The 11,059-nt window shown below is 57.7% G+C and carries 8 protein-coding genes; 1 reads left to right on the forward strand and 7 read right to left on the reverse strand.

The features are described from left to right. Positions 1-43: 43 nt before the first annotated feature. From tpiA to GOB94_RS15460, 6 genes are all read right to left on the reverse strand, one after another. Positions 44-784, reverse strand: coding sequence for a triose-phosphate isomerase (gene tpiA / locus GOB94_RS15435; RefSeq protein WP_220464947.1), 741 nt, complete (start codon positions 782-784; stop codon positions 44-46). After that, positions 781-1,860: a class I fructose-bisphosphate aldolase gene (locus GOB94_RS15440; protein WP_255484048.1), complete on the reverse strand. Its 1,080-nt coding sequence runs from the start codon at positions 1,858-1,860 to the stop codon at positions 781-783. Before GOB94_RS15440 ends, tpiA begins: the two co-directional genes overlap by 4 nt. Next, the gene (locus GOB94_RS15445; RefSeq protein WP_255484049.1) at positions 1,857-4,301 is read right to left on the reverse strand and encodes a phosphoketolase family protein; all 2,445 of its coding nucleotides are present in this window, start codon (positions 4,299-4,301) and stop codon (positions 1,857-1,859) included. The genes GOB94_RS15440 and GOB94_RS15445 overlap by 4 nt, the downstream gene beginning before the upstream one ends. 32 nt (positions 4,302-4,333) lie before the next feature. Continuing rightward, positions 4,334-4,966 (reverse strand): HAD family phosphatase, encoded by a 633-nt coding sequence (locus GOB94_RS15450; RefSeq protein ID WP_182276737.1) that lies wholly within the window; start codon positions 4,964-4,966, stop codon positions 4,334-4,336. Positions 4,967-5,015: 49 nt separating this feature from the next. After that, on the reverse strand, positions 5,016-5,984 hold the full coding sequence (locus GOB94_RS15455; RefSeq protein ID WP_182276738.1) for a slipin family protein: 969 nt from the start codon (positions 5,982-5,984) through the stop codon (positions 5,016-5,018). Positions 5,985-6,074: 90 nt separating this feature from the next. Next, positions 6,075-6,602: a general stress protein gene (locus GOB94_RS15460; RefSeq protein ID WP_182276739.1), complete on the reverse strand. Its 528-nt coding sequence runs from the start codon at positions 6,600-6,602 to the stop codon at positions 6,075-6,077. A gap of 447 nt (positions 6,603-7,049) precedes the next feature. Between GOB94_RS15460 and GOB94_RS15465 the strand changes: the two genes are divergently transcribed. After that, a complete protein-coding gene (locus tag GOB94_RS15465; protein ID WP_182276740.1) occupies positions 7,050-9,200 on the forward strand; it encodes a prolyl oligopeptidase family serine peptidase in 2,151 nt (716 codons plus the stop codon). 398 nt (positions 9,201-9,598) lie between these two features. Here the strand turns inward: GOB94_RS15465 and GOB94_RS15470 are convergent, their stop codons facing one another. Further along, positions 9,599-11,035 (reverse strand): ABC transporter substrate-binding protein, encoded by a 1,437-nt coding sequence (locus GOB94_RS15470; RefSeq protein ID WP_255484050.1) that lies wholly within the window; start codon positions 11,033-11,035, stop codon positions 9,599-9,601. Positions 11,036-11,059: the final 24 nt, after the last annotated feature.

The raw sequence follows: 11,059 nt of genomic DNA on the forward strand, positions 1-11,059 counted from the left end.
GGCATGAATTACACTTATGGCGGCTTGAGCGATTGCGAGAAACTCATCGGCTTTCAGGCTGGCGCCCCCCGATGAGGACACCGTCTATGCCTGGCTGACCGAGGAATGCGGCCGCATTCTCCGGTTCGACGCTGCCTCCGTACTGAACAGTCATCTTTTGGGCCCGGGTCTCTCCATAGACTTGGCTAAGCTTTCGCCGGATAAGCAAATGCACATCATGCGCCTGTTGAGGAGTGGCATGGTGTTCGTCGTTGCCGATCGCCCATACCGGTTCGTAGGCGATGCTGAGACGAGATAGAGCCTCGCTTGGAACGCCAGCTAATCCCGTCGAGAGTTGACGGTCGAGCACCGCCTCCGTCTGTTTACTTTTGCGCTGTTCCAGCGTCTCGCCCACGCAAAGGATTACGTCCAATCCTGCCGCCAGCGTACACACTACTTTCTGGTTGATAAATTCGTCGGATTCGCCTAACTTGTGCCGGCCCTCGCTGTGTCCCAGAATAACGTATCCGCAACTGAGATCGAGCAACATCGTTGGGCTAACCTCTCCCGTGAACGCGCCCTCGGCTTGTGGGTACATATTTTGTGCACCAAGGGCGACCTGACTACCCTTAAGCATGTCGCCGACAAGAGCAAGATAGGGGAATGGTGGACAGAGAATGACTGTGACATGGTCGGCGACGACAAGGCCATCGATAATACCCCTTGCTAACTGCTCCGCTTCGAAGGCAGTCGTATGCATCTTCCAATTCCCGACGATGAATTTCTGACGTATGTGCGTTTTCATTTCGCGCTCCCAGCGTAGGCGTTAGTCGCCATATCATGCGTAGCGCTCTCGCGATGATCCGCCTCTACCGCCCCGTCGTACTTGCCCAGGTGAGCAGCCCGGTCACACTTGGCGCGATGGTAGATAGCTTCCTGTGCCGGAATCACATTTGCCTGTTCGCCATGCCAGATTTCCAAAGCCGGTTCCTGAATGGCCCGACCGAAGGAGAACGACAACTCCCACAGAAGGCGCGACTTGTATCGGACGTTCATCGCATTGAGACGGACCGAAGCAAGTTCGCCGGATTGGCCGCCCGACAAGAAGACCACTCCAGGAACGGCGGCAGGAACCGAGCGCAACAAACAGCCTACGGTTGCATCGGCTACTTCCTCGACCGTGTTTTGTCTCGGACAAGTCAGACCGGGAAGCACCATGTTAGGCTTCAGGATCATTCCCTCAAGCTTAACCCGTTGCGAGTAAAGCTCTCGGAACACAGTTCGTAGAACTCTCTCGGTTACTTCGGAGCAAACCTCCAGAGTGTGGTCTCCCTCCATCAAGACCTCCGGTTCCACGACCGGAACAAGGCCTGCCTCCTGACACAACCCGGCATAGCGGGCGAGTGCGTGTGCATTCGCCTCGATGCACCCGTGGCTCGGAATCCCATCGCCGATAGCGAAAACCGCTCGCCACTTCGCGAAACGTGCGCCCATCTCCAGATATTCCGTTAGACGAGCGCGCAAGCCGTCCAAACCTTCCGTAACCTTTTCGCCTGGAAAGGACGCCATCTCTTTGGCTCCGAGGTCGACTTTGATGCCTGGAATGATTCCGATTGCAGCGAGGGCCCTAGCAAAAGGAGCGCCATCGTCCTTCTTCTGCCGAATCGTTTCGTCGTAGAGGATTGCGCCGCTGATTGACTCGTGCAACCCCGGCGTATTGACAATCAATTCTCGGTATTGCCGGTGAGCCTCCGCGGTTTGTGGAATCTGCCATTTGGCAAACCGCTTATTGCAGGTTCCGGTGCTTTCGTCGATCGCCAGCAGTCCTTTGCCATCGGCGACCATCAACTTGGCGGTTGCTTCAAGGATCTGCGTGTTCACTGTGTGGCGCTCCATTTCCAGTTCTGGATCTCCGGCATATCCTGGCCATGAGCGTCGATGTAGTGTTTGTGCTTAATGAGCTTGTCCTGCATCTGTTGTTTCAAGTAGTCGCCCTTGGAGCCTAGATTCGGTACTCGGTCGACCACGTCCATCACGAGATGGAAACGATCCAGGTCATTTTGAACACGCATGTCGAAGGGGGTTGTAATCGTTCCTTCTTCCTTGTAGCCACGCACATGCAGGTTGCGGTTGGTCCGGGCGTAGGTGAGCCGATGGATCAGCCATGGATAACCGTGAAATCCGAAGATGATGTGTTTGTCTTTGGTGAAGAGCGAATCATAGGCCAGCTCCGTCAAGCCGTGGGGATGCTCGGTGCTCGGTTGCAGCTTCATGAGATCGACGACATTGACGACACGAATTTTCAACGTCGGCAGATGTTCGCGAAGAATGGAGACTGCAGCGAGGATCTCAAGTGTTGGCGTGTCTCCACAACAGGCCATAACGACGTCAGGCTCGCTCTCCTGATCGTTGCTGGCCCATTGCCAGATACCAACTCCCTCCGTGCAATGTACGACTGCTTGGTCCATCGTCAACCACTGTGGAAGCGCATGTTTTCCCGCGACGACCACGTTGACATAGTTCCGGCTGCGCAGGCAGTGATCGAAGACAGATAGGAGACAGTTGGCGTCGGCAGGAAGGTAGCAGCGCACGATGTCGGCCTTCTTGTTGATGACATGGTCGAGGAAGCCGGGGTCCTGGTGAGTGAATCCGTTATGGTCCTGCTGCCAGACATGCGAAGCCAGCAGATAATTCAGTGACGAAATGTCCCGTCGCCAAGGCAGTTCCCGGCACACCTTAAGCCACTTCGCATGTTGGCTGAACATCGAGTCGACGATGCGAATGAACGCCTCATAACTGTTGAACAGACCGTGTCTGCCGGTCAGAAGATAGCCCTCCAGCCAACCCTCGCACTGGTTCTCGCTCAACATCGAATCCAACACGCGGCCCTCCGGTGCGAGGAACTCGTCATTCCTGAACGCACGCGCATCCCATTGACGGTTGGTGACCTCAAAGACGGCCTGGAGAAGATTCGAGACCGTTTCATCGGGACCAAATACGCGAAAGTTTCGTTTGTCCTGATTCAGCTTGGCAACATCCCGAAGGAACGAACCCAGCACGAGCGTATCCTCAACCTCCACCGCGCCCGGAGAATTCACAGTTACAGCATGATCGTGAAAATCGGGCATGTCGAGATCGTGGAGCAGAATGCCGCCATTGGCATGGGGATTGGCTCCCATGCGGCGGTTGCCCTTGGGAGCCAACTCTGCCAGTTCTGCAATAAGGCGGCCATCTTTATCAAAGAGTTCCTGAGGCTTATAACTCTTCATCCAGGCTTCCAAAAGCTTTACATGATCCGGATGCTGAGGATCGACGAGCAGCGGCACCTGATGCGATCTGAATGTTCCCTCAATCTGTAATCCATCGACGACCTTCGGTCCCGTCCAGCCCTTCGGTGACTTAAACACGATCATCGGCCAGCGAGGCCGGGTCGTATCGTTACCGGTACGCGCATTGCTTTGGAAGCGATGGATATCCTCAATAGCTTTGTCGATGGTAGCGGCCATGAGTTCATGCATCTTCTCCGGCTCATCGCCTTCTACGAAGTATGGCGTCCACCCGCAGCCTCTCAGGAATTGGTTCAGTTCCTCGTGCTCAATGCGAGCCAGCACCGTCGGATTACTGATCTTGTAACCATTGAGGTGCAGGATCGGCAGCACCGCCCCATCGGTCCTGGGGTCGAGAAACTTATTGGACTGCCATGAGGTCGCCAACGACGCCGTTTCTGCTTCGCCGTCCCCTATCACGCACGCAACAACCAGGTCCGGGTTGTCGAATGCTGCCCCAAAAGCATGACTAAGCGAATAACCTAGCTCACCGCCCTCATGAATCGATCCAGGCGTAGTCGGTGCAACGTGGCTGGAGATGCCGCCTGGGAAGGAGAACTGTTTGAAAAGCTTTTTCAACCCCGCTTCGTCTTGGGTGACATTCGGATATACCTCGCTCCAGGTGCCCTCGAGATACACGTTGCCCACAATCGCGGGGCCACCATGGCCGGGACCAGCGACGTAAAACATATTCAAGTCGTACTTCTTGATGATCCGATTCAGATGCACGTAGATGAAGTTCTGCCCCGGCGTTGTCCCCCAATGGGAGACAACCAACGGCTTGATGTGTTCGAGCTTCAGCGGCTCTTTCAGGAGAGGATTCTCGTAGAGATAGATTTGGCCGACAGAAACGTAGTTGGCTGCCCGCCAATAGGCGTTCATCCGGCGAAGCAGGTCCGGAGTGAGCGTCGCGCCACCCTTCAGCGACTCCTCTTTGGCGATTGCATCGGGCGTTTCATGAAGCAGGTTTTCGGTCGTGAGTATGTTGGTCGGCATTTCTCAATCTCCTTTTCCAACGGGTGACACGGCTAGGTTGCGTCGCTCGTCTGCAACCCGAGCGAAGTTAGTTTTGCACGAGTGGACTCATAATCGACATGAAGAATGCTTCGCATCCCCAGGCGCTCTGCGATCTGCACGAACATCGGCGTGTTGTCGATGAAGACTGCGTGTGCTGGGGCGGTCTGGGCAAGGTCGAGAGCTAGCCGGAAGATCTCAACGTCGGGCTTCCGCATTCCAACAAAACAGGAAGAGATGAAAGTATCTACAAGCTGGTCGAGCCTGAAGGCGCGAATGCGATACGCATTGACCCCCCGCGACTCATTGCTAATGACGACGATCTTCAGTCCGTGCTGGATTTTGAGCTCCGTCACAAGTTCAAGCATCTTTGGATGCGGCTTCGACTGCGCAAACATGAAGTTACGAAACTGGCTCCGGGTAAACGTCCGCTTCTCAAAGAACACCACCCATCCCAGATACTCATCAAACGAGAGCTTGCCCTCTTCATGGGTCTCGAAGACGAGACGATGACGTTCATCCATCTCCGTCCAATTCAGCTTGAAGTGTTTCGCTGCGCGTTTGCGCGCAAGATGGTCCCATCCGTTGGTGAGCAATACCCCGCCTACATCCACAAACAGCGTCGTGATTGGGAGCGGCTTTTTCACTCGACCCTTGACATGTGTGGATGCCAGCTCATACTGGCTGCCGTGACTCTCAAGAGGATGCCGGTAATGCTGCGACGATGGGTGCTTGTGTGGGTGTGCTATCGCCTGCTGGATCGCTACTCGCTTCCTCGATCGTCTTCTCTGGCCCAAGTCCCATCGTCAGGGCAGTAAGGCCGGCAAGCCCACCTAGTTGCATAGTCTCGATTGCAGAACTTGGAACAATGACAATGGTCGAATTCGTCTTTAGTCCTTCGTACAGCATGTTCATTGCACGCAGATGGAGCGCAACCGGATTATTAGCGTAAGTCTTGGCTGCCTCTCCGAATTTTTCCGCAATCTGCAGCTCCGACTCGCCAAGGATGACCCGAGCCTGACGCTCTCGTTCGGCTTGAGCCTGCATTGACATAGCGTCTTCTAGCGATGCGGGAATCAAGACATCCTTCACTTCGACCGACTGCACACTAATCCCCCACGGTTGGGTCCGCGCATCAATGATGGTCTGGAGCACGGCGCTGATCTTGTCGCGTCCTTCCAGCATGTCCGAAAGCATCGTCTTGCCGATCACATCCCGGAGGGCCGTCTGAGATGCCCATCCGATCGCGCTCTGGTAGTCCGCGACAGCGAGTGCCGCCTTCTCCGGATCTACGATCTTCCAGAACAGCACCGCATCGACATCCACTGGAACGGTATCTTTCGTGAGGGTCTTTTCCGCTTTGAAAGAACTGGTGAGGACGCGGGTATCGATCCAGTAGGGAATCGTGTCGATGAGTGGAATGATGAAGAAGAGTCCGGGCCCCCGCAAAGCACGAAACTTTCCAAGCCTCAAAACAACAGCTTTGCTCCATTGGTCGGCCACTCGGATGGCAGATGAGATAACCGCAGCCACGAATATGGCCATACCGAAGACGATAAATGCAAGATATTCGTACCCTGCCGCGTGCAGACTAAAGCCAAGAGCTGCGCCTATACCTGCAATCACAATGAATATCAGAGTTGGAAATGAGCCGTTTGTCCGCATTTAGATCAGCCTTCTACTCAATGTGCCCATCGTTGGGGCCTTTCCGTCAATTCAGGCCCCAGACGACGGCACGTGTTTCGTACACTTCGATTACGCCGAAACCAGGTCTTCGTGCACGGTGTACGAGTGATGCTCGGTTCCTTCGATAATGTGCTTCGCCGCATCTACCGCTTCGGGAGTGCCATGCACTATGAGCAGGAACTTGTCGGTCTTCAGCGCAACCTCATATTTGATAACGCTGTCCTTGGGAATGCCGATGCTGAAGAGTCCTGCACCAACGGCGCTGACGCCACCTACAACAACCGCGCCCTCAAGTCCGGCGACAATCCAGGCGACCAATGGCCCAGCAACGAGGACGGGTCCGAATCCGGGTATGGCAAATATCGCCGCTCCGAACAACAGGCCCCAGAATCCTCCCCAGAACGCACCCATCTTGCCCCAGTACTTCATTCGGTCCCCGGCGTTGTAGTAGCCGACGACATGCTCGTCTGTGTGAGTATCTTTGCCGGCAATCGACAGACTCTTCATATCGACGCCTGCCTCTTGCAGTTCCTTAATGGCTGCCTCCGTCTGTTGGTGGCTATCGTACACAGCAACAACTGAGTTCATCGTGGACATTACATTCTCCCTTGGTTCTCGTGAGACCGTCTTGATTACGGCCATTGAAGGAAATCGACTTTCCGGTCTAAGCAAAGGGCGCCTGGGCGCGAATAGCAGTGGTTGAATCCACCGGAATCAATCCTCTTTAACTCTTTCACCACCTGCACCTTGTGTCTGAGCATTCCAGCACAGCACCTGTGGGCACGATATTGTTTCCAATCGTCACGAATCCCTGGGGTAACACTGCGCTGCGCGATGTGTTGCCTATAGAAGGCCGCGTGGCGGCAAACGGGCGCTGTTTCCAGAAAATTGCGAACACATTCGCATCTGTCCTGGCACCTTGCACTGCGCTACTAAGCCCTCCTGCTACGCCCTCCTTCTCGCCCGATAAACGGCTCGCGTTTACTGCGATTCGCCTTCCGTCTACACTGGGCTTCGATTCGCTCCTCACTCTTTGGAGGCTCCATGCGCCTGCTGCACCCACGTTCGTTCGCCGTCTTCGCCCTTCTCGCCATAGCCGGCAGCCTTGCCGTCCGCGCCCAGCAGGTTGAATCCGCCACCCCTGACTCGACGACAAACGACAAGTACATCTGGCTGGAAGACGCTCACGGCGACCGCGCCATGGCCTGGGTCAAGGAGCACAACGCGGCCACAGCGAAGGTCTTCGAAGCTGACCCTCGCTTCGCCGCCTACGCCGCCGCCGCCCTCAAGATCGCCGAAGATCCCAACCGTCTCGCCATCCCAGGCCTGCGTCGCGACGAGGTCTACAACCTCTGGCGCGACGCCGCCCACACCCACGGCATCCTCCGCAAGACCTCTCTCACGGACTATCTCGCGCCGCAGCCCGACTGGCACACTGTCATCGACTTCGATGCCCTCGGCAAAAAAGAGAACGTCAGCTGGGTCAATCACGGCCTCGACTGCCTCTATCCCGGCGACGGCCTCTGCATGGTCGAGCTCTCCGCCGGCGGTGAGGACGCCGCCACACTCCGCGAGTTCGATCTCCACACCGGCAACTTCGTCGATGGCGGCTTCGTGCTCCCGCACAGCAAGCAGGACGTCGATTGGCTCGACAAGGACACGCTCCTCGTCTCCCGCGACTGGGGCCCCGACAGCATGACCGCCTCCGGCTACCCGTACATCATCAAGCTCTGGAAGCGCGGCACACCGCTCGACTCCGCCACCGAGATCTTCCGCGGCCGCCCAACGGACATCAGCGACTCCGCCTACACGCTCCACGACGCTCAGGGTCACTCCATCACGCTCCTGCATCGCGGCGTCACCTTCTTTGAGAGCGAGGACTACCTCTACACCCCCGACGGCAAGATCGCGCAACTCGCCATCCCAAAAAAGTCCGGCATCGACGGCCTCCTCGACGGCCGTCTCCTCCTCGAGATCCGCCAGGACTGGACCCCCGCCGGTAGCAAGACCACTTACACCCAGGGCTCGCTCCTGCAACTCAACCTCGCAGACGTCCTTGCCGACCCCGCGCATCTCAAACCCACCATCATCTTCGCGCCCACATCGCAGGAGTTCCTGCAGGGCACCAGCACCACGCAATCGCACCTCATTCTCACCACCCTCGACCACGTCCGTGGCCGCGCCTACGTCTACACGCCCACGAAGAAAGGTTGGTCGAAGAAGCCGCTCACCTTGCCCGAAAACGTCACTGTCGGTATCGTCTCCGCCGACGACAAGAACGACGACTTCGTCCTTGCCGTTACCGGCTTCCTCACACCGTCGTCACTCTGGCTCGGCGACGCCTCCAAGGGCGACATCAAACAGATCAAGACTCAGCCCGCGCAGTTCGACGCTTCAAAAGATGTCGTCGAGCAGCTCGAAGCCACCTCCAAAGATGGCACCAAGGTCCCCTACTTCGTAGTCCATCGCAAGGACATCGTCTACAACGGCCAGAACCCTACGCTGCTCTATGCCTACGGTGGCTTCGAGGTCTCCGAAACGCCCACCTACTCCGGCTACCTCGGCAAGCTATGGCTTGAGCACGGCGGCGTCTACGTCCTCGCCAACATCCGCGGCGGCGGCGAGTTCGGTCCCGCCTGGCACGAGGCAGGCCTCAAGACCCACCGCCAGCGCATCTACGACGACTTCGCATCCGTCGGCGAAGACCTCATCGCACGCAAGATCACCAGCACTCCGCACCTCGGCATCATGGGCGGCTCCAACGGCGGCCTCCTCATGGGCGTCGAGATGACCCAGCGCCCCGACCTTTGGCACGCTGTCGTCATCGAGGTGCCACTCCTCGACATGCTCCGCTTCGAAAAGATCGCCGCCGGCGCCAGTTGGGTCGGCGAGTACGGCTCAGTCGATGTTCCCGAAGAGCGCGCCTTCCTCGCCAAAATCTCACCCTACAACCAGCTCAAGCCCGGCGTGAAGTACCCCGAACCCTTCATCTGGACCACCACCAAGGACGACCGCGTCGGCCCGCAACACGCGCGCAAGTTCGCCGCCAAGATGGAGGAATTCCACGAGCCCTTCCTCTATCACGAGATCACCGAAGGCGGCCACGGCGCCGGCGCCGACCTCAACGAAGAGGCCCGCACCTACGCCGAAACCTACATCTACCTCACCCGCAAACTTATGGACCCACAGCCGTAAGGCCTCGGAATCAGTGCGGCTTCAGCCGCGGAGGGACGCTCGCACACTGAATCAGAGCCTCCCAAAACGCTGTCAACCCCCTATGGCCCGGCAGCCTCCGCAACTGCACCAAAGGAACAGCACTTTCTCCGCACGAACTCTCTATACTTAATACAGAGAGCTGCATACAGAGTGCTGTGGGCTTTGCCCAAAAACTCTTGTCACCCAAAAACTCTGTCATTTCGACCGGAGCATCGTGGCTTTATCGCGATGCGGAGCGGAGAAACCCCCGCATTTTTAGTAGCGATGCGCCGAAGGCGCGAGCCTGTTCCAACAAGCCTTCGATCAGACCTTCACAAGTCCGCCCCTAACTCGCTATCCATCAGGATTTTGGATCGAAAAGTACCCGGGGGGAGGGACTAGGGTGCCAGCTCCGCCGTCCGTAGGAAATCGAAGTTGCCACCCGGATTCAGCGTCACACCCGTCAGCCGCTTCGAATGCACCACCACGTTGTCCGGATACCACAGCGGAATCGTCGGCAGCTCATCCGCGAGGATCTGCTGCACCTGCACATACTCGCGCCGCCGCACCGCTTCATCCGTCTCTTCGCCAGCCTGCTTCAGCAGCGCATCCACGCGAGCATCGCTGAACCGACCGCGGTTCGCTCCCTTCGGCGGAAAGCTCGCCGTCGCGCTCGTATACCGAAAGATGTCCGGGTCCTCATTCGACCCGATCCACCGCAGCATATACATCTGGAACGCGCCCTTCGTAATGTCGGAGTAGAACGTCCCAAACTCAGCCGGCCGTAGCGACAGCGCGATCCCCGCCTGCGCCAGTTGCGCCTGGATCGCCTGTGCCTCCAGCCGCGTCGTCTCATCGGTTGAGGTCTTCAGCGTAAACCGCAACCGCACGCCATCCTTGTCCGGCTTCAACCCCGCCGCATCCAGCAACTGCTTCGCCCGCTCCACATCATGCGGATACTGAGGCAGCTGATCGTCCCCCGCCGCCGCCCAGTGCCCACGCGGCAGCAGCGTCTCGGCTTTCTCCGCGCGCCCGCGCCACAACGCGGCAATCAGCGCATCTCTATCGATGGCACAAGCAATCGCCTGCCGCACACGCTTGTCGCGCAGCGCCGGGTCGGTCACATTGAACGTCGCGTAATCCACCCGAGCCCCCGGCCCCGTCTCCACCACCACCCCCGGCACCCCGCGCAGCGCATGCACCATGTCCTGCGTCAGCACATTGCTTTCTACATCCGCCGAACCCTTGCGCATCTCCAGCGCCACCGTAATGTTGTCCGGAGTCACCTCAAACCGCACCCGCTCAATCTTAGGCGCACCCGCCCAGTACGCAGGGTTACGCTCAATCACAACCTCCTTGTCCTGCACCTGCTCCACAAACCTGAACGGCCCCGTCCCCACCGGATGCAGCCCCTCATTCGACCCGGCGCCATTCTCCACCACGCCAAACAGTCCATCGCTCAAGTTGAACAGCAGGCTCTCATCCGGCTTGCTCGTCTTGACCACCACCGTCAACGGATCGCGCACGCTCACCGCGATCACATCTGCAAACGCTCCACCCTTCGCGGTCAGGATCGCCCCATTCGTCATGCTCCGAATGGACCAAGCCACATCCTCCGCAGTCATCGGTTTGCCATCATGGAACCGCACCCCCGCGCGCAGATGAAACACCCACGTCAGCGGATCAGGACGATTCCAACTCGTCGCCAGCCACGGCTTCAGATTAAAGTGGTCATCCTTCCGCACCAGCGGGTCATAGATAAGCTCACCAATCCGCTCACTCTGCGAATCCGTCCCCTGCCGCAGATCCAAACTGTTCGGCGAACTCTCAATCAAAAACCGTACTGTCGACTCTTCTTG

Origin of the sequence: Granulicella sp. 5B5, from assembly GCF_014083945.1 — a bacterium.
In the GTDB taxonomy this organism is placed as follows: Bacteria; Acidobacteriota; Terriglobia; order Terriglobales; family Acidobacteriaceae; genus Granulicella.